At 32.9% G+C, this 23,518-nt stretch carries 21 protein-coding genes and 1 pseudogene; 19 read left to right on the forward strand and 3 right to left on the reverse strand.

The window, feature by feature from the left end:
* The first annotated feature begins 52 nt into the window (after positions 1–52).
* From HMPREF0629_RS01940 to HMPREF0629_RS08110, 6 genes and pseudogenes are all read left to right on the forward strand, one after another.
* The gene (locus HMPREF0629_RS01940; protein ID WP_009221690.1) at positions 53–283 is read left to right on the forward strand and encodes a FeoA family protein; all 231 of its coding nucleotides are present in this window, start codon (positions 53–55) and stop codon (positions 281–283) included.
* Positions 280–2,346: a ferrous iron transport protein B gene (feoB, locus tag HMPREF0629_RS01945; RefSeq protein ID WP_009221691.1), complete on the forward strand. Its 2,067-nt coding sequence runs from the start codon at positions 280–282 to the stop codon at positions 2,344–2,346. The genes HMPREF0629_RS01940 and feoB overlap by 4 nt, the downstream gene beginning before the upstream one ends.
* A 6-nt stretch (positions 2,347–2,352) precedes the next feature.
* On the forward strand, positions 2,353–2,598 hold the full coding sequence (locus HMPREF0629_RS08175; RefSeq protein WP_009221692.1) for a helix-turn-helix domain-containing protein: 246 nt from the start codon (positions 2,353–2,355) through the stop codon (positions 2,596–2,598).
* A gap of 84 nt (positions 2,599–2,682) precedes the next feature.
* Entirely contained in the window at positions 2,683–4,017 is a 1,335-nt protein-coding gene (locus HMPREF0629_RS01955) for an MATE family efflux transporter (RefSeq protein WP_009221693.1), read from the forward strand.
* An 86-nt stretch (positions 4,018–4,103) separates the two neighbouring features.
* Positions 4,104–4,313 (forward strand): cysteine-rich KTR domain-containing protein, encoded by a 210-nt coding sequence (locus HMPREF0629_RS07790; protein ID WP_009221694.1) that lies wholly within the window; start codon positions 4,104–4,106, stop codon positions 4,311–4,313.
* A 52-nt stretch (positions 4,314–4,365) separates the two neighbouring features.
* Positions 4,366–4,467 (forward strand): annotated as a pseudogene (locus HMPREF0629_RS08110) (site-specific integrase); the annotation flags it as partial.
* A gap of 268 nt (positions 4,468–4,735) precedes the next feature.
* On the opposite strand, the gene HMPREF0629_RS01960 reads toward HMPREF0629_RS08110, so the two are convergent.
* Positions 4,736–5,329, reverse strand: a complete 594-nt coding sequence (locus tag HMPREF0629_RS01960; protein ID WP_009221695.1) for a leucine-rich repeat domain-containing protein — start codon at positions 5,327–5,329, stop codon at positions 4,736–4,738.
* A gap of 241 nt (positions 5,330–5,570) precedes the next feature.
* On the opposite strand from HMPREF0629_RS01960, the gene HMPREF0629_RS01965 reads away from it, so the two are divergent.
* Genes HMPREF0629_RS01965 through wecB form a run of 4 tightly spaced genes read left to right on the forward strand, consistent with a single transcriptional unit; the run spans position 5,571 to position 9,409 of the window.
* Positions 5,571–6,620 (forward strand): L-threonylcarbamoyladenylate synthase, encoded by a 1,050-nt coding sequence (locus tag HMPREF0629_RS01965; protein WP_009221696.1) that lies wholly within the window; start codon positions 5,571–5,573, stop codon positions 6,618–6,620.
* A gap of 10 nt (positions 6,621–6,630) precedes the next feature.
* Positions 6,631–7,260 carry a uracil phosphoribosyltransferase gene (gene upp, locus HMPREF0629_RS01970; RefSeq protein ID WP_009221697.1) on the forward strand — a complete coding sequence of 210 codons (630 nt, stop codon included), beginning with the start codon at positions 6,631–6,633 and terminating at the stop codon, positions 7,258–7,260.
* Positions 7,261–7,268: 8 nt separating this feature from the next.
* Positions 7,269–8,297, forward strand: coding sequence for a glycosyltransferase family 4 protein (locus tag HMPREF0629_RS01975; protein WP_009221698.1), 1,029 nt, complete (start codon positions 7,269–7,271; stop codon positions 8,295–8,297).
* A gap of 2 nt (positions 8,298–8,299) precedes the next feature.
* A complete protein-coding gene (gene wecB, locus HMPREF0629_RS01980) occupies positions 8,300–9,409 on the forward strand; it encodes a non-hydrolyzing UDP-N-acetylglucosamine 2-epimerase (protein WP_009221699.1) in 1,110 nt (369 codons plus the stop codon).
* A 96-nt stretch (positions 9,410–9,505) separates the two neighbouring features.
* Here the strand turns inward: wecB and HMPREF0629_RS01985 are convergent, their stop codons facing one another.
* Entirely contained in the window at positions 9,506–11,530 is a 2,025-nt protein-coding gene (locus tag HMPREF0629_RS01985; protein ID WP_036730518.1) for a C69 family dipeptidase, read from the reverse strand.
* 559 nt (positions 11,531–12,089) lie between these two features.
* On the opposite strand from HMPREF0629_RS01985, the gene HMPREF0629_RS01990 reads away from it, so the two are divergent.
* The 5 genes from HMPREF0629_RS01990 (at position 12,090) to HMPREF0629_RS02010 (ending at position 17,870) form a co-directional block, all read left to right on the forward strand.
* Positions 12,090–13,274, forward strand: coding sequence for an acetyl-CoA C-acetyltransferase (locus HMPREF0629_RS01990; RefSeq protein WP_009221701.1), 1,185 nt, complete (start codon positions 12,090–12,092; stop codon positions 13,272–13,274).
* A gap of 14 nt (positions 13,275–13,288) precedes the next feature.
* A complete protein-coding gene (locus HMPREF0629_RS01995; protein WP_009221702.1) occupies positions 13,289–14,068 on the forward strand; it encodes an enoyl-CoA hydratase-related protein in 780 nt (259 codons plus the stop codon).
* An 18-nt stretch (positions 14,069–14,086) separates the two neighbouring features.
* A complete protein-coding gene (locus tag HMPREF0629_RS02000) occupies positions 14,087–14,929 on the forward strand; it encodes a 3-hydroxybutyryl-CoA dehydrogenase (RefSeq protein ID WP_009221703.1) in 843 nt (280 codons plus the stop codon).
* 126 nt (positions 14,930–15,055) lie between these two features.
* Positions 15,056–16,270 (forward strand): dicarboxylate/amino acid:cation symporter, encoded by a 1,215-nt coding sequence (locus tag HMPREF0629_RS02005; protein ID WP_009221704.1) that lies wholly within the window; start codon positions 15,056–15,058, stop codon positions 16,268–16,270.
* A gap of 334 nt (positions 16,271–16,604) precedes the next feature.
* The gene (locus HMPREF0629_RS02010) at positions 16,605–17,870 is read left to right on the forward strand and encodes a serine dehydratase subunit alpha family protein (protein ID WP_009221705.1); all 1,266 of its coding nucleotides are present in this window, start codon (positions 16,605–16,607) and stop codon (positions 17,868–17,870) included.
* A 28-nt stretch (positions 17,871–17,898) separates the two neighbouring features.
* Here HMPREF0629_RS02010 and HMPREF0629_RS02015 read toward each other — a convergent pair whose 3' ends face one another.
* Positions 17,899–18,513, reverse strand: a complete 615-nt coding sequence (locus HMPREF0629_RS02015) for a DUF47 domain-containing protein (protein ID WP_039856451.1) — start codon at positions 18,511–18,513, stop codon at positions 17,899–17,901.
* Between the two features lie 137 nt (positions 18,514–18,650).
* On the opposite strand from HMPREF0629_RS02015, the gene HMPREF0629_RS02020 reads away from it, so the two are divergent.
* From HMPREF0629_RS02020 to HMPREF0629_RS02035, 4 genes are all read left to right on the forward strand, one after another.
* Complete coding sequence (locus tag HMPREF0629_RS02020; protein WP_009221707.1) at positions 18,651–20,249, forward strand: Na/Pi cotransporter family protein; 1,599 nt, start codon at positions 18,651–18,653, stop codon at positions 20,247–20,249.
* 108 nt (positions 20,250–20,357) lie between these two features.
* Positions 20,358–21,824, forward strand: a complete 1,467-nt coding sequence (locus HMPREF0629_RS02025; protein WP_009221708.1) for a nicotinate phosphoribosyltransferase — start codon at positions 20,358–20,360, stop codon at positions 21,822–21,824.
* Between the two features lie 5 nt (positions 21,825–21,829).
* Positions 21,830–22,696, forward strand: a complete 867-nt coding sequence (locus HMPREF0629_RS02030; RefSeq protein WP_009221709.1) for a radical SAM protein — start codon at positions 21,830–21,832, stop codon at positions 22,694–22,696.
* Between the two features lie 33 nt (positions 22,697–22,729).
* Complete coding sequence (locus HMPREF0629_RS02035) at positions 22,730–23,449, forward strand: hypothetical protein (protein WP_141553388.1); 720 nt, start codon at positions 22,730–22,732, stop codon at positions 23,447–23,449.
* Positions 23,450–23,518: the final 69 nt, after the last annotated feature.

Below are 23,518 nucleotides of genomic sequence, written 5' to 3' on the forward strand. Positions count from 1 at the left end.
GATTTTGGGCAAATAATTTGTAAAACAATTTTAGTGTTAAGGAGGATATACAATGTTGACATTAGCTCAAGCCGAGGAGGGACGTGACTATACTGTAAAAGACATAAATGGTGACGCAAGATTTATCAGCCGCATTACTTCTGTTGGTCTTACTACAGGCGCAATACTGAAAGTTGTACGCAATGTAAAACGTTTGCCTTTGCTGATTTATTCTCGCGATACGATGCTAGCAATCAATAAACAGGAAGCTAACAACATTCATGTGGAGGTGAATGACAGATGAAACAAAGCACAGCAATATTGGCTAAAAATGCTCCTCTTATTGGCTTGCTTGGACAGCCGAACACAGGAAAGTCCACATTATTTAATGCCCTAACAGGTGCACGACAACACGTAGGAAACTGGCCAGGAAAAACTGTCGAAAAAAAGGAAGGATCCTTCAAATATAAAGGAAAAGCATATACCCTGTTGGACTTACCTGGTACATACAGTCTGTCCGCAAACTCGGAGGAAGAATTAATAACACGCCGGAATATCATTGGAAATGATATTGATCTTGTTTTTGCACTGGTGGATGCATCGCAGCTTGAACGGAGTATGTTTTTACTTTCGGAAATCGTCGGCATAAAACAGCCCGTTGTCGTTTTGTTGAACATGGTAGATGTGGCTAAATCACAGGGGCGCGAAATCAATGAGCGACGTTTGTCTGAATTGCTAGGTGTCCCTGTATTGCCTTTTGTAGCTTCACGCGGTACGGGAATGGGTGATCTTTATGCTCTTTTGGAAAACGGCAATTATCAGCAGTATATTTTGCACGAAGATGCTCTCAAAAAGGAATACAAAGCACAAATTGGTGAATCGTTCACAGCACTGGAACAGAAATTACAGCCATTCCAGACCGACACATATACAAGTATGTGGTTGGCAACCAAATTGCTTGAGGGTGACAAAGAAATAACTGAAAGCATCAAAAACACCGTAGAGGGAGAGGATTGGAGCGAGATACAGGAGCTTTTAGCACAAATGACGAGCGGTCTTTTGAAGTCTGCTGATTGTAAGTTTAATTGGCTGCATCAGATTGCAAAAGATGTGATAGTAAAGCAACGGGAAGCAGAAACACTGCTAAATAGCTTTGACAAAGTAGCCACAAGTCCGGTTTGGGGTAAAATCATTGCGGCATGTGTGATGGTTCTCAGCATTTATGCTTCCTACAAGCTTGGCTACAAACTATCTGAACTGTCGGGTATTATCTATGGATATGCCTATTCAGTAACCTATACGGGGCTATCTGCAATCAATACTCCGGCATTTCTGATAGGCTTTCTTTGTGATGCTGTACTCACAGGTTTCTTCTATGCAATCATGATGACATTTTTTGTTTTTGGCGCGATATTGATTTTTGGATTTATAGAAGAAGTCGGATATATGGCGAGAATAGCCTATGTATTCGACAATACTATGCAGAAACTTGGTCTACATGGAAAAGCAATCATGCCTATTCTTATGAGCTTTGGTTGCACGATTGCCGGAGTAAACGCCACGCGCGTTTTGGATTCCGGCAAGCAAAAGCTACTTTCGATCATAACCAGTTGGGTTGTTCCTTGCAGTGCTGTATGGGGCGTTATCACACTGATGGGCTCGGCCTTTTTCGGAAGCAATGTGGTATGGGTAATATTGCTGTTATTCGCAGTCACGCTTTTACACATGAAATTTACTGCAACGTTGTTCGGACATGCTATCATAAAGCCGGAGGATCGTGCTGGACTGATTATGGAACTTCCTCCGTATCACAGACCGAACTTTAAAACTCTGTTTAAGCACGTTTGGCTTCGTGTAGCTGGATTTCTTCGCCGTGTTATAAAACTGATTGTATGTATTACGATTATATTTTGGCTATTATCCTACACACCTGACGGGAATATCACAGGCAGTCTAATCTATAAGTTTGGAAGTGCAATCGAACCGTTTACGATGCTTTTTGGTTTGAATTGGGAACTGTTTATCGCATTTCTTGTTTCTGCAATCGGAAAAGAAAGTGCTCTCGCCGTTGTAATGACACTATTTGAACAACACGCTGCAATGGGAAACATTTACAATGCTGCATTTATGGGAATTGGCGTTGCAACTACTGATGTAACCGCTAATATGCTGGCAAGTGTTTCTATCCCGCAGGCTTTGGCCTTCATGTTTGCGTTCTTCTTCAATGTTCCTTGCTATATTACGGTTGCTGCCACCTACGCGGAAACACACAGCATAAAATGGACGGTACGCATTGTCGCTTATTATATTGCAAGCGCTCTATTGCTTGCTGCGATTGTATACAGAATCGCACTGCTGTTCTTTTAAACGGAGGTGAGATTATTGCTACAAAGTATATTAGCAGAATTGAGGGGTTCTGCTGTTATCTCGGTAATGGATTTGGCGAACAAATTGGGTACAGACAGGCAAAGTGTTATGGCGGCATTGGAACAGCTTCAAAGAATGGGTTACATTATAGATATGACGAAGCTATCATGTGGCAAAAGGTCTTGTGAGGGTTGCAGCGGCTGTGGTAGTGATTTCAACAAAGCCATAGGGGCGGTGTATATCCTTCGATAGCTTTAATCCGACTTTAAAAAATATATCTAATATCATTCTTGGGTTGAAAAACTTTTTATATTGCAAAAATTTGGAGGATAATTAATGGAACAGAATATAAAAACTCAATTACTGACAAAAAAACCGATAGAGTTACTCTTTCAGCTATCTATCCCTGCAGTTATAGGTATGACAGTAATTGGCCTTTATCCACTAATGGATGGAATTTTTGCAGGAAATATTATAGGACAAACAGCAATGACGGCTTGCGGTGTTGCTACTACATTGACCATATTTAATAATGGAGTGGCTACATTAGTTGGAATAGGCTCAGCTTCTGTTCTTTCTCGAGCTTTAGGAAAAGGAGATCAGAAAACCGTAGATAAAATCATGGGCAATCTGATCTTTTGGGTGATTTGGTTTTCAGCAATCATTACGATTGGAGGAATACTTCTTGCTCCGCATTTTTTATCTATGGTGAGTGCAACAGGTGAAATCAAATACTATGGTATAAGATATCTTAGAATAATTTTTCTTGGCTCTCTATTTGTGAATTTTACACAATCTGCCAATATGATTATGCGTGGTGAGGGTCTGATGAAAAAAGCCATGATGATTATGGGGTTTGGAGCTTTATTAAATATTATTCTTGATCCAATTTTAATGATAATTATGGGTGATTACGCTATTGAAGGAGCTGCCCTTGCGACTATCACAGCACAGTTCGTTCAAGCGGTTGTGACGCTGCACTATTTCTTAAAAAAGAGTAAGACTGTTAAAATTCACAGGATCAAGTCAAATGCTGTAATTAAAAAAGAAATGTTTAAAATAGGTTCATCAGCTATGATGATGAACCTTCTATTCATGATTCAGCAGACCATGCTTTATAAAATGGCTTTTCAGTATGGCGGAAATCCAAATGGTATTTTAATGTCTGCAGCTATGCGTATTTACGGATTTTCATTTATCCCACTTTGGGGAATGAGTCAGGGATTACAACCTGTTGTTGGGACAAACTTCGGAGCAAAGTTGTTTGATAGAGTCCGAAAAACCGTGAAAGTATTTTCTATCGGAGGAATTATTCTTGCGGCAATTTTTTGGATTCCGGCACTTCTTTTTTCAAAACAGATACTTTATTGGTTCGGTGTAGATGCAGATATCATTGCACAAGGTGTTGGTAATTTCAGGTTGTTCTATTCCGTATTTGTTTTGTACGGAGTAATGGTTATGAGCATTACTTTCTTTCAATCGATCGGAAACGGGAAAAAAGCTGGAATCATTGTTGCATTTAGGCAACTTTTCTTATTCATTCCTGCGATAATTCTTTTACCGATGGTGTTTGGAATAAAAGCGGTTTGGTTCACACAACCGCTCGTAGATTTGATTATGATAATTATTGGTATTGTAATGATGATAAACGAACTAAAAAGTATGGGATAGACTAAAGAAGAAAAAATAAATCCTAATGAATAAAATCTGCCATAGAATAAGTAACTTTATAAAATGAAGGTCGAAAAAATGAATATATGAGAGAAAGACAATGGTTATTATGCCCTGTTTGTAAAAATAAAACACGGTTGCAAATTAGAGAAGATACGGAGTTAAAAAACTTTTCGTTGTTCTGCCCAAAATGCAAACATGAAACTTTAATCAACGTCAAACAATTTAATGTATCACTCATCAAAGAGCCAGATGCAAAGACACAGAACCGGAGATTCACAGTTATAAAACTGTAATCTCCAGTTCTTTCTATATAGGAGCAAATTTATTATGCAAAAGCAGATACAACAACATCTTATGGGATACGCCAACATCACCATGATCCTGAACTATTACGTACACGCCACTTTTGACAGTGCACAGGCGGAATTTTTCAGACTGGCGGCTTAAAGGGAAAGAGATATTTTACTACTTCTTTATTACCTTTCAAAGCGAAAACACAAGCAGATTTAAGGAAATATGTGAGTATCTTCCGATACATAAAATGCCGGAAATTCCTGAAACAACAGACTATACCGGTATATAAGAACTTTTGAAAAGTTAGTTAAAAATTATATTAAAGTTTTAAATAAATTGTATATTGTTTGAAATGTCTGTTAAATTTAGAATATAATTAATTTAATAAATAGCCCTGCATATTGCAGGGCTATTTATTAAATTAGTCTCTTTTTATGATTGTTGTAGGTTCAAATGCTCTTTCATGTAAAAATTCTACCGAGCTTGGAATTTCTACCTCAAAAATATTATTTTTGTTAAAAGCATACATATTTATTTTTTTTACCGATTTAGGTATTTTAACTTCCTCTAAGTCATTTTTGTAGAAAGCTGAAGTATCAATTAGTTCAAGTGTTTCAGGTAAGTTTATTTCTGCTAAGTTATTTAAAGCAAAAGCACTTGGAGCAATAGATACTAATGAATTGCTGAATTTAACTTTTTCAAGTTTGTTTCTGTAAAATGCAAAACCTTCAATTTTTTTAACTGAATCAGGAATTACGACTTCTACTAAGCTACATACTCCAAAAGCATCATATCCGATTGATTCTACTGTTTCAGGAATTACAACTGTAGTTAATTTTCTTCTATAAAATGCATTTTCACCAATTCTTTTAACTGGAAGTCCATCAGGTGTAGTTGCAGGTATAATCATATCAGTATAACCTTCAACTTTTACCTTATCCTTACCTTTTTTTGTCATCCCCTTTAATTCATCGCCCTTAAAAATAAAATCATCATATTCCCATACGTTTGTCATTATAATCCTCCTAATATACTTCCGAAATATATTTACTTACTAAGTAGTATATCATAATTTTAACAAAATATAAAGGATATAATATAACAGAAAAGTCTAAATAGACTAATTTTAAGTAGTCTATATTTTAAATAAACATAAATACTAAAAAATAATTAAATTTTATTTTATAAGGCTCTTATTTGTTGTACCGATACTGAAACACTGATATAATAATATAGATATGAAAGGTCTGATGTTTATGAAGACAAAAGTAATCAAAATTGATGCAGATAATATAAAAAGAGAAAATATTACGGAAATTACAAATGCTTTAAAAAATGGAAAACTTGTAGTTTTTCCTACAGAGACAGTCTACGGGCTTGGAGCCAATGGACTTGATGAAACAGCTTGTAAGAATATTTTTAATGCAAAGGGAAGACCGGGAGACAATCCGTTAATTCTTCACATAGCAGAAATTTCTCAGCTCGATGATTTGGTTGAGGATGTTTCTGAAAGTGCAAGAGATTTAATTGATATGTTTTGGCCGGGACCTCTTACTATGATTTTTAAAAAATCATCTAAGATTCCCGATGTTGTAAGTGCAGGGCTTGATACTGTTGCAGTGAGGATGCCGTCACATAAAATTGCAAGAGAAATTTTAAAAGATTGTATGATTCCAATTGCAGCACCTTCTGCCAACTTATCCGGTAAACCATCACCAACCAGTTTTAAGAGAGTTTTTGAAGATTTAGATAATAAGGTTGATATAATTGTTGATGGTGGACGTGCGGATGTTGGAATTGAGTCTACTGTTGTTGATATGACAGTAAATCCTCCTATGATTTTAAGACCGGGAAAAGTTACAACTGAAGATTTAAAGATTATAATTCCTGATATAAAAATTGATTCTGCGACTATTGATTCGAGTGATGGAAAAATTCCAAAATCGCCGGGTCAAAAATATAAGCATTATGCACCTCGTGCAGAGGCATATTGTTTTGTCGGTAATTTAGATAATGTTGTAAAAGAGATTAATAAGAGAATATCTGAAAATAAGAATTTAAAAATAGGTGTTCTTGCAACTGAAGAAACTAAGGATTATTATATTGGGGCTCATATTTTGATAAACTTGGGTTCAAGGGAAAATATGTCTGAAATTGCAAGCAACTTATTTGAAGCACTTAGAGAGTGTGATGATGAGAAAGTAGATTATATATATACCGAAGGTTTTGAGCTTAGAGGAATAGGAGTCGGGATTATGAATAGACTTTTAAAAGCTTGCGGCGGTAGAGTGATATTTGGTTTATAGGAGGAAATATATGGGAAATTTAATAGTTACAGATCATCCGTTAATTCAACACAAGCTTACTCTTCTTAGAAGAGTTGATACAAGTTCAAAAGATTTTAGAGAGCTTGTAAGGGAGATAGCTACTCTTATGGGATATGAAGTTACAAGAGATTTAGAGCTTTCAGATATTGAAATAGAAACTCCTCTTGAAAAATGCATAGGGAAAGAAATAAGCGGGAAAAAAATAAGTATAGTTCCAATTTTGAGAGCGGGAATAGGCATGGTAGATGGAGTTTTGTCCGTTGTTCCGGGAGCAAGAGTCGGACATATAGGTATGTACAGAGATCCGGATACATTAAAGCCTGTGACATATTATTGTAAACTACCTAAAGACGTTCCTAACAGGACTATTATTTTACTTGATCCAATGCTTGCAACAGGCGGATCACTTATAGCTGCAATAGATGAAGTTAAGGCTCAAGGAGCAACTACAGTAAAGACTCTTAATATTCTTGCCGCTCCTGAGGGAATTGAAGCTGTCAGAAAAGCACATCCGGATGTTGATATATATGTAGCAGGGATAGATAGATGCTTAAATGATCACGGTTATATACTTCCTGGACTTGGAGATGCAGGTGATAGGTTATTTGGTACAAAATAGGAGAATCTATGGGTAAATTAATTATGTCATTTTTATTTGCAATGATTATATCATTTGTGCTTACGCCATTAGTCATAAGATTAGCAAATAGATTTGGCTTTATTGATATTCCAAAAGATAGTAGAAGAGTGCATAAAAAACCTATGCCTCTTGCCGGCGGAGTAGCTATGTATGTAGCTACTGTTGTTTCAATATTGACGTTTGTAAAATGCACTAAGGAAATAATTGCTCTTATAGTCGGAGCTACAATAATAGTAATTTCAGGACTTATAGATGATAAAAAAGGGCTTAGTCCAAAAATGAAGATTGTATTTCAGCTTGCTGCGGCAATTACACTTGTGGCTGCAAATGTTAAAATTGAATTTTTTACAAATCCGTTTTCTTTTGGAGAAACAGTTATATTTTTAGAGATGTTATCTATTCCGATAACAATATTTTGGATAGTTGGCATAACAAATACAGTAAATTTAATAGATGGACTTGACGGACTTGCGGCAGGTGTTTCTATGATATGTTCAATTTCTTTGATGGCAATAGCATATAAATTTGGATATATTGAAATGTCTATTATAGCAAGTATAATTGCAGGATCATGCTTGGGCTTTTTACCCTTTAATTTTAATCCTGCAAAGATATTTATGGGAGATACAGGTGCTTTATTTTTAGGGTTTGTTCTCTCTTATATTTCTGTTGAAGGTATAATGAAATCAGCAGCGGCTCTTACAATTTTTGTGCCGGTTTTAATCCTTGGAGTACCAGTTTTTGATACGACATTTGCAATGATTAGAAGAAAACTGAGCGGAAAGAGTATAGTTCAAGCAGATAAGGGACATTTGCATCATAGATTACTTGCTCTTGGACTTAGTCAAAGACAAACTGTAATCGTGTTATATATAATATCATTAATTTTTGGTATTCTTGCAAATATAGTTGCAGATTTTAATTCAAAGATAGGTCTTATGATTTCAATTTTAATCGTTTTGGCAATAATATTAATTGCTACTTTAACGGGTATGTTTAAATCAAAGGAGGAGTAATCGTGAAGGTACTTTTGGTTTTCGGGACAAGACCTGAAGCTATAAAAATGGCTCCGATAGTAAAAGAACTTGAAAAGAGAAAGAATATAGATTCTGTAGTTGCCGTTACAGGGCAACATAGAGAAATGTTGGATCAGGTGTTAAAGATATTTAATATTGTACCGGATTATGATATGAATATATTTAAAGCAGGCCAAAGCCTAACAGAGATTACTGTTAATTCTATGCTTGGACTTGAAAAAATACTTGATAAAGAAAAACCTGACATATTACTTATACAGGGAGATACAACAACAGTTTTTGCAGGAGCGATGGCTGCATTTTATAAAAAAGTAAAAATTGGACATGTTGAGGCAGGTTTAAGATCAGGAAATTTATATTCGCCATATCCTGAAGAAGCAAATAGAAAACTTACAGGGGTAGTTACAAATTATCATTTTGCTCCGACAAATTCTAATAGAGAAAATCTTTTAAGAGAAGGGTATGATGATAAAAATATTTATATTACCGGAAATACTGTAATAGATGCGCTTAAATATGCTGTAAAAGATGATTATAGGTTTGAAGAGGATTTACTTAATAACATAGATTATAAAAATAAGAGAGTAGTACTTTTAACTTCACATAGAAGAGAAAATATAGGTAAACCTATGGAAAATATATTTAGCGCAGTAAGAGATGTTGTTCTCAGCGAAGATGATGTTGAAGTAATATTCCCTGTACATCTGAATCCGAAGGTTAGAGAAATAGCACATAAATATTTTGACGGCGTAGATAAGATTCATTTGATTGAACCGCTTGATTATCTTCCGTTTTCGAATTTGATGGGGAGAGTTCATCTTGTAATTACAGACTCCGGTGGAATTCAAGAAGAAGCACCTGCTCTTGGAAAGCCTGTTCTTGTTGTTAGAGAAGAAACGGAAAGAATGGAGGGTGTTATTGCAAATACGGCAAGGCTCGTTGGTACTGATTATGATAAAATCTACGATAGTTTTAAAGAGCTGTTAAATAATGATAATGTTTATAATGAAATGGCACACTCTGTAAATCCGTATGGTGACGGAACAGCTGCAAAGAAAATTATAGATATAATAGAGAATGAATTTAAATAAAATTTTAAGATTGTTGTAAAAATATAATTAATGCAATTTATTTTATAAAATAAAAAGGCAAGTGTTAAATCACTTGCCTTTTTACTTTATAATCCATTATTTATTATTTGATAAGTTATAGATGATTTGTGCAACCTCAGCTCTTGTAAGAGGAGCTTTAGGTGCAAAATTATTGTTATCTTTTCCTTTTAATATTTTCATATTAGTAAGAAGTGCAACAGAGTCTTTTGCCCAATCGGAAATCATATTTTCATCAGCAAACTTAGTTTCTGATTTAACATCTTTTAATAAATCTGTATCAGTAGATAGATTTATATAATTAGCAAAAATTACTGCCATTTCTTCTCTTGTTAATTGTTCGTCAGGTTTTACAGTATTATCACTATATCCTTTGATTAATCCTTTTTCTACTGCCCAGTTCATATATTCTGTGTAGAATTTTCCTTTTTCAATGTCAGAAGCTTTAGGCTCTATATACTTACCATTTTCAACTTTTGCCATTCTACCTAAAATAGTTATAAATTCAGCTCTTGTAATTTTGTTATTAGGAGCAAAATGTAATTGATCTACACCGGTAATAAGTTGTTTAGATAAACCGCTAAGGATGGCTTCATTTGCCCAGTGCTCATCAATATCAACTTTAGAAACTTTAGATAATTCATTTTTTAATCCCATTTCAAGTTCAAATGCTTTATTTGAAAGTTCAGTAACTTTTTCTGTTGAGAATTTTGCAGCTTCTTCTTTATTGCTGTTATATTTTTCAATCCATTGTTTTTCAATTTCAGGAAGTTCTGTCATAATTTTATCTTCAAAAGCCAGAATTTTATCTCTTGTAGATTTTCCCAAAGCATCTCTGTTTGAAGTTACTAAATCATTAACTGCACTTGCAACCCAATAATAAGAACCTTCATCATATACACCGCTATCATTATTAAATTCTTTTGTAGAACTATTTATATCTGCAAAAACAGGAATAAAAGGTATGTTAAGCGGACTTCCCAATGTCATCCACATTAGTCCGGGAGCTTCTGCAGGATAATTGTCTTTTATTTGGAAAATATGAGCTTGCATAGTGTTAATACTTCCTATTGGACGTTTGTAAGTATTAGTTTTGTCGTTATTTCTGATTTTTCTATTATCGCATGGTTTGTATTGAGTTCCTTCAAATCTGTTTCTCATTAAATTTAAAACATCTTTAATATCAATTTTTTTGCTGTTTTCAGATAAAGAATTCAAAAGTTCAAATCTCTTAGCATCATAAGGAACCTTTGAGTTTGAGTCAAGTGCATGAATTCCTGACCATACTCTTGAACGATTAACATCTCTTAGTTCTTTTGGACCATAAGATGCAGCCATATCCATTAAACCATCCTTAGTTTCTATATAAGTCTTTGCATCTTTGGCAATTTTAACAATATCTTTAGATGCTATAACATTTTCCTTATCATTTAAATTTACTCCGCCAAGCCAATAAGCATTAGGGAATACACTGAACTTATCAGAAGGATATTTTATTGCTACATATTGGTGTCCTGAATAAATTTCCATATACCATACTTCGTTTTTATCTCCGAAGACAACAATATCTCCCATAGATGCACCTTTTTCATCTATAGTTTTTGCAAGAAGTTCAATAGCTCCTCTTGCAGATTTTGCATGTGCTAATATAAATGTTGTCATAGAAGCTTCGTTTACACCATTTTCAATATAAGGATCTACAGCTTCAATTTCTTTTGAGTAATTGGCAGATACAGTACAGAATGCTCCTAATCCATATTCATTATATCCGGCAGCATCATATACACCTTGCTCCATATCAGCAGGTTTTTTAGTTGAGTCCGGAGTAGAAAAGAATTTTGCACTATCGGCAGGGTGTATGTATTCAAATCCATTATTTACATCAACAAGCTTATCGCCTTTTTTAAATTCTCCTCTTGGATGAACAACAAGTCGCATAGTTCTATTTCTTTCATAGTCTTCAGTTCTTCCGTAGATAAAACTGCCATCAGTAGTTAAATCTTTTCCAACTATTACACCTGTACAAGCGAAAACGTTTTGTGCCATACTAAAAACGAAAGAACAAGCGAGAGCAACGGCTAACATTTTTTTACTTTTTTTCATAATAATACCTCCTATTATTTGATTATAAATACTTAAAAGTGTAGTGTCAAATAATATTGAAATTAAAAGTCATTTTATTAGAAAATAATCAAACTGTATTTAATCAGTATTTATTTTTTATCGAAATGTTTTCCGAAAATTAGTAGGTAGATTGATAAGTTTGATTTTAGCAATAAAATTTTTAAAAATTATAATTTAAAAGAAAAAGTAGTTGATTTTAGATTAAATATTATATACTATATCAGTATAGTTAATTATATTTGTTAAAAAAAAGTCTATTCTTGAAAATTATCATGTATATAAGTATAATAATATATGGGATAGGTTTCACAATATGGAATTTTGTTTATAACTATAATAAAATTTTTAAAAATTTAAATATTAATGCAAAAAATATAACTTATGAGGGTAATAAAAAGAATAACTGTAAATTATACTCTCTTATATTACTGCATTAATTTATATAAATTTAATTTTATATTGTAAGATATTGTTTATAAATACAAAATATTTAAAGTTTAAGATTTGTTTAGGGTGTTACCCATAAAAAGGAGGAAATATGGAAAAAATCGTTATTGCTAGTGCTGCAAGAACACCGGTAGGTTCATTCGGAGGAGCATTAAAAGATGTAACAGCCGTTGAACTTGGAGTTATAGCTGCTAAAGAAGCTTTAAAAAGAGCTAATGTAAATCCAAGTGAAGTTGATGAAGTTATAATAGGAAATGTTCTTCAAGCCGGACTTGGACAAAATGTTGCAAGACAAGTTACTATCGGAGCAGGTATACCTGTTGAGGTTCCTGCAATGACAATAAATAAGGTTTGCGGATCAGGATTAAGAGCAGTTTCACTTGCAGCTCAAATTATTAAAGCAGGAGATGCGGAAGTTGTTCTAGCGGGTGGTTGTGAGTCTATGTCAAGAGCTCCTTATGTTTTAAATAAAGCAAGATGGGGTTCAAGAATGGGCGATGATACTCTTGTTGACGCTATGATTAAAGATGGACTTTGGGATGCATTTAATAACTATCACATGGGAATTACTGCAGAAAATGTAAGTGAAGAATTTGGAATAGATAGAAATATGCAAGATAAGATTGCTTGTGTATCTCAAAACAGAGCTTCTAAGGCAAGAGCTGAAGGAGTATTTAAGGATGAAATAGTTGCCGTTGAAATTAAAGACAGAAAAGGTAATGTAAAAGTAATAGATACTGATGAATTTATAAAAGACGGAGTAACAGAAGAAACTTTAGCAAAATTAAAGCCGGCTTTTAAAAGAGATGGCGGAACTGTAACTGCAGGTAATGCATCAGGAATTAATGATGGTGCAGCTATGCTTGTTGTGATGACAGAAAAAAAAGCTAAAGAGTTGGGAGTAAAGCCTCTTGCTACAATTCTTTCATATGCATCTGCAGGGGTAGATCCTAAAATTATGGGAACAGGACCTATACCTTCTTCCAGAAAGGCTTTAGAAAAAGCGGGACTTACTGTTTCGGATCTTGATTTAATTGAAGCTAATGAAGCATTTGCAGCACAGGCAGGTGCAGTAGCAAAAGAGCTTGGTCTTGATATGGATAAAGTTAATGTAAATGGAGGAGCTATTGCAATAGGTCACCCGATTGGTGCAAGTGGAGCAAGAATTCTTACAACATTATTATTTGAAATGAACAGAAGAGATGCAAAGAAAGGCTTAGCAACTTTATGTATAGGTGGAGGACAAGGTACGGCTCTTGTAGTTGAAAGGGATTAAAGGTCAGTATAAGAATGGACTATAAATTTTTAGATTGTAAAAAAGATGATGGGATATTTACTATTAAGATCTGTAAGGAAAAAACTTTAAATGCGCTTAATACAGAATTGATGGCGGAAATTGACAGTATTTTTACAGAGATTTTGGAAATGGATGATGTTGAAGTTGTAATAATTACCGGAAGTGGAAAAGCGTTTGTTGCAGGTGCGGACATATCTCATATGGCAAATATAGATACAAAAGAGGCATTTGCTTTTGCTAAAGCGGGCACTACCGCATTTGCAAAAATAGAGAGATTGAATAAACCTGTAATAGCTGCCATAAATGGATTTGCACTTGGCGGAGGCTGTGAACTCGCTCTTTCCTGTGATATTAGAATAGCATCTTTAAATGCAAAGCTTGGACTTCCTGAGGTTAGTCTTGGAATTATTCCGGGATTTGGAGGAACTCAAAGACTTCCACGTACAGTTGGGATTTCAAAAGCAAAAGAATTAATTTATACAGGAGAATTTATTTCAGCTGAAGAAGCACTTAAGATAGGGTTAATATCTCAAGTTGTAGAGCCGGAAGAGTTAATGGATAAGGCTTTAGAAATAGCTGCCAAGATAATAAAAAATTCAAAACTTGCGGTTAGATATGCGAAAGAGGCTATAAATACCGGACTTCAAGCAGATATTGCTACGGGAATGAATATTGAAAGTGCAAATTTTGCATTATGTTTTGCAACTGAAGATCAAAAAGAAGGGATGACTTCTTTCTTAAATAAGAAGGCACCTAAGTTTAGTGGTCAGTAGATATTGGAGGAATAAAAGATGAAAATTGCTGTAATAGGCTCAGGAATTATGGGTTCAGGCATAGCACAGGTACTTGCAGTTAAACATGAAGTTGTTGTAAGGGATATTGCGCCTGAAGCTTTAGAACGTGCTAAAGAAAGAATAAAAAGCGGATATGAAAAAAATGTTGCAAAAGGCAGAATGACTGAAGAAGAAATGACTCAGGCCTTAAAAAATCTGTCTACGTCAAATGATATTTCAGATATTAAAGATGCGGATCTTGTAATAGAGGCTGCAACAGAAAATCCTACAATAAAAAAAGCTATTTTTAAAGAACTTGATGAAGTATGTAAGGAATCTACAATTCTTGCATCAAATACATCTTCATTATCAATTACCGATATAGGAGCTTCAACAAAAAGACCGGAAAAAGTTATTGGAATGCACTTTTTCAATCCGGTTCCTGCAATGAAGCTTGTGGAAGTTATTTCAGGACATATCACAGATGAAAATGTTAAAAACACAATTATAGAACTTTCGAAAGAAATAGGAAAAACTCCTGTTGAAGTAGCAGAAGCACCGGGATTTGTAGTAAACAGAATTCTTATTCCTATGATAAATGAAGCTGTCGGTATTTATGCTGAGGGAATTGCAACTGTAGAAGATATTGACAGTGCAATGAAACTTGGAGCAAATCAACCTATGGGACCTCTTGAACTTGGGGATTTGGTAGGGCTTGATGTAGTGCTTGCAATAATGGATGTTCTTTATGAAGAATTTAAAGACCCTAAGTATAGAGCGCATACTCTTCTTAGAAAGATGGTTCGTGCAGGACTTTTAGGAAGAAAGTCAGGTAAAGGATTCTATAACTATTCTAAATAATATTTACTCTGTGATTATAAGTATAGTCACAGAGTTTTTTATAAAAATTGATTTATACGGATATTAAATTAGTGCGATATTAAATAAAAAGAGTTATAATGTAGTTATAAGGAAAGAGGTGTAAATATGAATAAAAAAAGTTTTTTTAATAGCTTGGTATTTAAGTTGGTGTTGGGAATTTTAATAGGTATGGGAATAGGTTCTATAGTAAGCGAATCTATAATAGCAATAATTCATTCTATAAAACAAATTTTAGGAGATTTGATCGGATATATAGTTCCTCTTATAATACTTGGTTTTATAACACCCGCTATAGTTTCATTAAAAGATAGTGCAGGGAAAATTTTGTCAACTACCTTGGTAATTTGTTATACATCTTCGGTAGGAGCGGCTATTATGAGTTTAATAGCAGGTAGAATAATAATTCCGAATCTGAATATTGCAAGCAATACTTCGGGAGTAAATTCAATTCCGGAATCTATATTTAAACTTTCAATAAGTCCGATTATGCCTGTAATGACAGCTCTTGTTACATCGGTTATACTTGGGCTTGCAGTTCTATGGACAAATTCAAAGTCTTGGGAAAATTTATTGCTTGAGTTTAATAAAATAGTTCTTGCAATAGTTGATAAAGTTGTAATAACAATATTGCCTATTTATATCGCAACAACATTTGCGGAACTTGCGTATGAAGGAGCAATAATACATGAATTACCGGTATTTTTAAAGGTTATATTAATTGTAATAGTGGGTCATTATATTTGGATGGCATTGCTTTATTCTTTGGCGGGAATTATATCTAAAACAAATCCGAAAGAAGTTTTTAAACATTATTCACCGGCATATATAACAGCACTTGGGACAATGTCATCAGCAGCAACACTTTCAGTTGCATTAAAATGTGCAAGGAAATCGAAAGTATTAGATCCGAAAATTCGTGACTTTGTAATTCCGCTTTGTGCCAATACACATTTATGCGGTTCTGTTCTTACAGAAGTATTTTTTGTAATGACAGTATCACAAGTTTTATATGGAAAATTACCGGATGTACAGACTATGATAGTATTTATTTTACTACTTGGTATTTTTGCGATAGCTGCACCTGGAGTACCGGGTGGAACAGTAGTTGCATCGCTTGGATTAATAACATCTGTACTTTTATTTGACGATACAGGAACAGCACTTATGCTTTCTATTTTTGCATTACAAGATAGTTTTGGAACAGCATGTAATGTAACAGGTGATGGAGCAATAGCTTTAATGGTAACAGGAATATTTAATAAAGTTCCCGGTAGAAACGGAAATCCGGAATATATACCATCAGTGGAAACTGAAAAATAAAAAACAGGTTTTTAGGCAAACTGACATAAAAATATCATAAGATGCAGTAAAATTAAGAGTTTTCTATGCAACCGAGAAGCAGAATAAAATAAATAATTTAATAGTAAATTTATAAAGGGATGATTCCATAAGGAGCATCCCTTTTCATATTTGTCGGAGGCATAGATTTTCGGCAAGTCTATGTTATTTTCATGTTATTGTTTATATTTTTACCTTGTTTCAATATTTTATTAATTCAGAATCCCATTAAAAGTCTATTTTAAAATTAGGGTTCATTTTTTTGAAATTATATATTAGAATATATACACAGTAACAAAAATGATAGGAGAATTTAATGAATTATACAGAATTATTAAAGAGAGAACTAATACCTGCATTTGGATGTACAGAACCGATAGCCTTGGCGTATGCTTCTGCAAAGGCGGCAAGAGTTTTAAATAATGTGCCTGATAAAATTGAGGCTAATGTTTCGGGAAATATTATAAAAAATGCGAACTCAGTAAAGGTTCCCGGAACTGATGGAAGAAAAGGACTTGAAATTTCGATTGTATCCGGAGCGTTACTTGGAGATGCTGATAAAGAACTTGAAGTATTGGCGGGAATAGATAAATCTAAGTTAATAGAATGTGACAAGTTAATTGAAGATGGTATCTGTAAAATTAATTTAGAAGAAGGTATAGCAGGACTCTACATAGATATAAAAGTAAAAAAAGATGACGACTATGCAAGAGTTGTAATAGAGGGTGGACACACTAATATAACTTTAATTGAAAAAAATAGTGAAATTTTATTTAAAGGCAGTTCAGAAAGGACAATAGAAGAAGAAATAGAATTTGATTTTGATAAAATTTATGATTATTCAAAAAATGTAGATTATTCTGAAATTAAAAATATATTGGATATGCAGATAGATTATAATTATGATATAGCTAAAGAGGGATTAGATAATCAGTGGGGCTCAAATATTGGAAGCATTATACTTGATAATTATTCAAAAAACTATTCGGAAAGACTTGTTGCCTATGCAAGTGCAGGTTCTGATGCAAGAATGAGCGGATGCGAAAAACCTGTTGTAATAAATTCCGGTTCAGGAAATCAAGGGATAACGGTAGCTGTTCCTATAATTGTATATGCAAAGGAAAATAATGTTAGTGACGATAGCTTGTACAGAGCGCTTATATTTGCAAATCTTATTGGATTATATATGAAGCAGGGAATCGGAAAATTGTCTGCATATTGCGGAGTTGTTTCGGCAGCTGCTGCCTCTGTTTGTGGAGTAGGAATACTAAAAGGTGAAAAAAGAGAAGTTCTAAAAGAAACTTTATCAAATGCCTTAGCTGTAAATTCGGGACTTATCTGTGACGGAGCAAAGCCGTCATGTGCTATGAAAATAGCATCAAGTCTTAGAAATGCATTTTTGGCATATGATCAAGCAAAGAGTGAAAATTCATTTGAAGCCGGAGACGGAATTGTAAAAGCTGATTTGGACAGTACTATTAAAACGGTAGGACATATAGCAAGATATGGAATGAAGACAACAGATGAAGTTATATTAAATGAAATGTTGAATGATGAAACTTATATTGAAAATATAAAATAATAAAGCAAGGGTTATACCCTTGCTTTATTTATATACTTTTAAAAAATGCTTTGCTTACAACTATACCCGTATGTTTGCACTTGTCGGTGCATTTTTCCATCTGGTGAATAATTTCTTCCCATTGCATTAATGCTATCGGATCATTTTCTTCTTTAAATAAATTTTTTGTGGTTTCAATATATATTTTATCGGCTTTATCTTCAAGGTATTCAAGCTTTTCAATGTATTCTTTTAAGCTTTTAAAATTCTTATGTGATTTAAGTTTTTTAAGCATTTCATTTATAACGGAAATACTTTCAGAAATAATTTCTATAAAATTTTTTACATCAGTTCGCATTTCCTTAATAGCAAAAGTGTAGAAACATTGAGTTAGAGTTTCGACAGAGTCTATGATTGAGTCGACAGCTTCTCCGATTGCGAATATATCTTCTTTTTTAAAAGGGAGCATATATTGGTTAATCAGATTTTTATTTAAATTATGAACAGTCGAATCTGCGCTGTGTTCTATCGAATGCATCTCCATCATTAAATATTTCATATCATTGTAATTAAACTCACTATAAATTCTATTTAGCATACTTGCAGCTTTTGATGCTTGATCACCAAGCTCAATCAGAAGGTCAAAGTAATTATTTTTTTTCATATTAATCACCTATAAATTAATTTAACACAAAAATATTTATAAGACAATTAAATTAATTTTAGAATGAACAAAAATTTTGTTGAAAAAATTTATTTATAAGTTATTATATTGAGTAGATATATATTTTGGAGGAAAAAATGTCGATAACTTATCTTTTTGGATTGCTGGGAGGACTTGCACTATTTTTATTCGGTATGGATTTGATGAGCAGTGCTCTTGAATTAGTTGCCGGAAATAAAATGAATACGGTAATTGAGAAATTAACGTCAAACCCAATTAAAGGAGTATTAGTTGGAGTGGTTGTAACTGCAATTATTCAGTCATCATCTGCTACAACAGTAATGGTAGTGGGATTTGTAAATGCAGGACTTATGACTATATATCAAGCTGCCGGAATTATAATGGGAGCTAATATAGGGACTACTATAACAGGTCAATTAGTAGCACTTAATATAACAAAATCTGCACCTATAATAGCGTTTATAGGTTTTTGTATGCTAAAGGGTTTTAAAAAGGACAAACCTAAATATTTTGGTCAGGTTTTGATTGGACTTGGATTTTTATTTATGGGAATGGAGTTTATGTCATCTTCAATGGCACCTCTTAGAGAAGAACCTGAATTTATAGCATTGATGACTAAGTTTCAAAATCCGTTTTTGGGAATACTTGCAGGTACAACAATTACCGCTGCAATTCAAGCTTCAGCAGCATCACTTGGTATTTTGCAGGCAATAGCCAATCAAGGTTTAATAAGTCTTACATCATCTATGTATATAGTTTGCGGATTTAACATAGGAACTTGTATAACATCTGTATTATCCGCTATAGGAACAAGTAAAAATGCACAGAGAACTGCTGCGGTTCATGTTTTATTCAATATGATAGGTACAATTATATTTGTTGCCTTATCTTTTGTAATTCCAATAGATAGATTTATAGAAAGCATTTCAAGAAATTTGCCTGCCGCACAAATTGCAAATATGCATACATTTTTTAATTTGATGACGACAATTTTATTGTTTCCGTTTTCTAAGTTGCTTGCAAAGCTTGCAATCAATCTTATAAGAGGAAAAGATCAAGAGGTTGAAGATTTATCTCTTAAATATATAAATGACAGAAAGTTTACTGATCCTATACTTGTATTTACAAATGTCAGGGCAGAAACAACAAGAATGTTTGAAATTGCAAAAGAAAATTTTAAATTATCAATGGAAATATTTTCTAAATATGATTCTGATAAATTTGACATAATTTTTAGAAATGAAGAAATTTTAAATTATTTGAATTCTCAAATTACAAAGTATATCATAGATATTATGGGAAATCCTATGGAAGATACGCTTGCTTCAAATTTCACAGGATATATGCGAATTGTAAGAGATATAGAGAGAATCGGAGACCATATTAAATCAATAGCGGATAACGCTAAATTAAGTGTTGAAAGAGAACTTAAGTATAGTGAGGAATCTATTTCGGAAATTGATGCAATAGAAACTACTATTATGACAATGTTTAATACAATAGATGAAGATTTGGAAAAAGCTGAAAGAATTAACAGATTGCGTTTCTTTAATCAAAAAGTCGAAAATTATACAACAACATATAGAAATTATCATATGGAACGAATGAAAACAGGAGATTGTGATCCGGAAAGCGGTCTTATCTTTGAAAAAGTGTTAATCGCACTTGAAAGAATAAGTTCTTATTTATCAAATTCAGGAAAGCTTGCAGTATAATAGAAACCCTCTTAAATTTAAGAGGGCTTTTTTATGCGAAGCTGTGACAGGTTGCAACATTATATATTTAATTATATAATTAATACAATATATATAGGAGGTAGGAGAATGCCTAAGTCATTTGATGAAAATAATTATACATTATTATGTGATTTTTATGAGTTTGCCATGAGTAATGGATTTTTTGAGATAGGATATAAAGAAAAAATAGTTTATTTTGATATGTTCTTTCGTTCTGTTCCTGATAATGCAAGCTATGCAATAATTGCAGGACTTGAACAAATTATAGAATATTTTGAAAATTTACATTTTTCAGATGAGGATATAGAATTTTTAAGAACTAAAAAAATTTTTAATGAAGAATATTTGGAATATTTGAGAAATTTTAAATTTGAATGTGATGTGTGGGCTATTCCGGAGGGGACAGTTGCTTTTCCGCAAGAGCCTCTTATTATAGTTAGAGGACCTATTATTCAAGCTCAAATGGTAGAAACTATGATTTTATTAACTATAAATCATCAATCTATGATTGCTACAAAGGCTAACAGAATAGTATCAGCAGCAGATGGAAGGCCTGTTGTTGAGTTTGGTTCAAGAAGAGCACAAGGATATACAGGAGCGAATTTAGGGGCAAGAGCAGCTTACATCGGTGGATGTCTTGGAACGGCAAATACCCTTGCAGAAAAAATTTATGGAGTTCCGGCTCTTGGAACTATGGCACATTCATGGGTACAACTTTTTGATAGTGAATATGAGGCATTTAAAAAATATGCAGAAGTATATCCGCAAAATTGTTTACTTTTAGTTGATACTTATGACACTTTAAAAGAGGGAATACCAAATGCCATTAAGGTGTTTAATGAGGTTGTAGTTCCTAGCGGAAATAGACCTAAGGGAATAAGAATAGATTCCGGAGATATAGCATATCTTACTAAAAAAGCAAGAGTAATGCTTGATGAAGCAGGGTTTGAAGATGCAAAAATAATGATTTCAAATTCATTGGATGAATTTACAATTCAAAATATTTTACATCAAGGAGCAAAGATAGATTCATTTGGTGTTGGTGAAAGACTTATAACTTCAAAAAGTTCTCCTGTATTCGGAGGAGTATATAAACTTACAACAATTGAAGAAGATGGAAAGCTGATTCCAAAAATAAAAATTTCGGAAAATGTAGCAAAGATTACAAATCCCGGATTTAAGCAACTATATAGATTATATGATAAGGATACAAACAAGGCGATAGCAGATGTTATTACACTTCATGATGAAATTATAGATGACTCTAAGGAATATGAAATTTTTCATCCTGTTTATACATGGAAGAGAAGAGTTTTAAATAATTTTATAGCTAAGCCTCTGCTTGAAAGAATATATGATAAAGGTAAGCTTGTTTATGAGCTTCCGAATATTGAAGATATAAAAACTAAAGTTCAAGTTGAACTTGAAACTCTATGGGAAGAAACTAAAAGACTTGATAATCCTCAAGAATATATAGTTGATTTATCTTATGACTTATGGAAGATTAAAGAAGAACTTTTGGGAGAGCATGGTAAAAATATAAAAAGGAAATAGAGAATATGAATTACTACGGAAATGTATTTAGGCCTCCGAGTGAAGCGAGATCACTTATTATTCAGGCTACTATAGGCTGTTCTCATAATGACTGTACATTTTGTTATATGTATAAAGATGAGCCTTTCATAATTAGAAAAATAGATGATATAATAGCAGAACTTGAAACTATAAGAGATTATTTTCCGCAATTTGAAAGAGTGTTTATAGCAGATGGAGATGCGCTTGTATTAAAAACAACGGATTTGTTAAGGCTGCTTGAGTATATAAATAAAAATTTCCCAAATGTAAATAGAATTTCATCTTATGCAACTGCGGGAGATATTAACAGAAAATCAGTAGAAGAATTAAAACAGCTTTATGACAATGGACTTAAAATGCTCTATATAGGGTTTGAAAGCGGAGATGATGAAATTTTAGCAGATATAAAAAAAGGTCTTACTACAGAAGAATATATATCTGCAATGGAAAAGTGCAAAAAGGTTAAAATGCAAACATCAATAACGATAATTGCAGGTCTTGGCGGCAGAGAAAAATGGAAACAAAATGCAATTAATACTGCAAAATTAATAACAAAAACCAAACCTGATTATGTGAGTTACTTGACTATGAGAATTTATAAAAATGCTCCGATATATGAGGATTATATATCGGGAAAATTTGAAATGCCTTCGGCTGAAGAAATACTTTATGAAATTAGACTGTTTTTAGAAAATGTAGATTCCGAGGGTACGATTTTCAGATCAAATCATGCTTCAAATTATGTACTACTTGGAGGAACTTTAAATAAAGATATAAGCGGTCTTATTGAAACAATAGATGATACTCTGAGAAGGAAAAATTTCAGACCCGGAATGATGAGAAGCCTATAGAAGGGAAAAAATATGTTATATACGCTTAATTTAATGGATAAAAATAGTTTTGAGACTATGTTAAACATGCAAGCCATACCTGTTGATTGGATAGCAGATGAAACATTTTTTAATATGAGTTATGAATATGTTGCTGCATATGAGCATTATAGTAGTATAAAAAATATTTTTAATTTAATTGTGCTGTTACAAAGAGTAGAAAAAGATGATTTGATTTGGGTGAGGAGCGAAAGCTATTATGCAATAGCAAAGGTAAAACAGTCTGCTCAGTTTAACAGTTTTGGAGCAAAAATAGCAATTAAAGCTGTTGTATATGAAATTTTTGATATTCCGTCTGAAGTGGTAATGAACTTGGACAAATTTTTAATGTCGGAAATAAAAGATAGAAAAATTATTTTAGAGAGCAATAGAATATTTAATTCTTTTAAAGAAGGCGAAATTTGTATCGGAGATGAAAATTCAGAGGAGAGTTTACAGCTTGAGTTTGTAAAAGACAGTTCCAATATGCTTGAAGTTAGAAAAAAGTATGATATTATGCCTTATAAAAAATCAAAAATCAATATATCTTCAAAAATTACTAAGAAAAAAAGAGAAGTGGATAATAATTTTGGGGAACTTATAATAGAATTATATCCACCTGATAAAAAAGAAGAAATACAAAAGTATGATTTCTTTAAAAGTAATCAAATTTCATTAAACAGCGCAGAAGATAAGATATATCTGCAAGAAATAAGCAAAGATGAAAATATTTAACAAAATATTTTATAAAACAATAAAATAATAATAAAAAGAAATCACTTTTTTTAGTATAATATAAAGAGT

It is taken from the genome of Peptoniphilus sp. oral taxon 386 str. F0131 (assembly GCF_000090945.1).
Taxonomy (GTDB): Bacteria; Bacillota; Clostridia; order Tissierellales; family Peptoniphilaceae; genus Anaerosphaera; species Anaerosphaera mikwangii.

Excerpts from the sequence above, each read along its gene's own strand:
- HMPREF0629_RS01940 (WP_009221690.1), top strand. The coding sequence starts at position 53 with ATGTTGACATTAGCTCAAGCCGAGGAGGGACGTGACTATACTGTAAAA.
- feoB (WP_009221691.1), top strand. The coding sequence starts at position 280 with ATGAAACAAAGCACAGCAATATTGGCTAAAAATGCTCCTCTTATTGGC.
- HMPREF0629_RS01955 (WP_009221693.1), top strand. The coding sequence starts at position 2,683 with ATGGAACAGAATATAAAAACTCAATTACTGACAAAAAAACCGATAGAG.
- HMPREF0629_RS07790 (WP_009221694.1), top strand. The coding sequence starts at position 4,104 with ATGAGAGAAAGACAATGGTTATTATGCCCTGTTTGTAAAAATAAAACA.
- HMPREF0629_RS01960 (WP_009221695.1), bottom strand. The coding sequence starts at position 5,329 with ATGACAAACGTATGGGAATATGATGATTTTATTTTTAAGGGCGATGAA.
- HMPREF0629_RS01965 (WP_009221696.1), top strand. The coding sequence starts at position 5,571 with ATGAAGACAAAAGTAATCAAAATTGATGCAGATAATATAAAAAGAGAA.
- upp (WP_009221697.1), top strand. The coding sequence starts at position 6,631 with ATGGGAAATTTAATAGTTACAGATCATCCGTTAATTCAACACAAGCTT.
- HMPREF0629_RS01975 (WP_009221698.1), top strand. The coding sequence starts at position 7,269 with ATGGGTAAATTAATTATGTCATTTTTATTTGCAATGATTATATCATTT.
- HMPREF0629_RS01985 (WP_036730518.1), bottom strand. The coding sequence starts at position 11,530 with ATGAAAAAAAGTAAAAAAATGTTAGCCGTTGCTCTCGCTTGTTCTTTC.
- HMPREF0629_RS01990 (WP_009221701.1), top strand. The coding sequence starts at position 12,090 with ATGGAAAAAATCGTTATTGCTAGTGCTGCAAGAACACCGGTAGGTTCA.
- HMPREF0629_RS01995 (WP_009221702.1), top strand. The coding sequence starts at position 13,289 with ATGGACTATAAATTTTTAGATTGTAAAAAAGATGATGGGATATTTACT.
- HMPREF0629_RS02000 (WP_009221703.1), top strand. The coding sequence starts at position 14,087 with ATGAAAATTGCTGTAATAGGCTCAGGAATTATGGGTTCAGGCATAGCA.
- HMPREF0629_RS02005 (WP_009221704.1), top strand. The coding sequence starts at position 15,056 with ATGAATAAAAAAAGTTTTTTTAATAGCTTGGTATTTAAGTTGGTGTTG.
- HMPREF0629_RS02010 (WP_009221705.1), top strand. The coding sequence starts at position 16,605 with ATGAATTATACAGAATTATTAAAGAGAGAACTAATACCTGCATTTGGA.
- HMPREF0629_RS02015 (WP_039856451.1), bottom strand. The coding sequence starts at position 18,513 with ATGAAAAAAAATAATTACTTTGACCTTCTGATTGAGCTTGGTGATCAA.
- HMPREF0629_RS02020 (WP_009221707.1), top strand. The coding sequence starts at position 18,651 with ATGTCGATAACTTATCTTTTTGGATTGCTGGGAGGACTTGCACTATTT.
- HMPREF0629_RS02025 (WP_009221708.1), top strand. The coding sequence starts at position 20,358 with ATGCCTAAGTCATTTGATGAAAATAATTATACATTATTATGTGATTTT.
- HMPREF0629_RS02030 (WP_009221709.1), top strand. The coding sequence starts at position 21,830 with ATGAATTACTACGGAAATGTATTTAGGCCTCCGAGTGAAGCGAGATCA.
- HMPREF0629_RS02035 (WP_141553388.1), top strand. The coding sequence starts at position 22,730 with ATGGATAAAAATAGTTTTGAGACTATGTTAAACATGCAAGCCATACCT.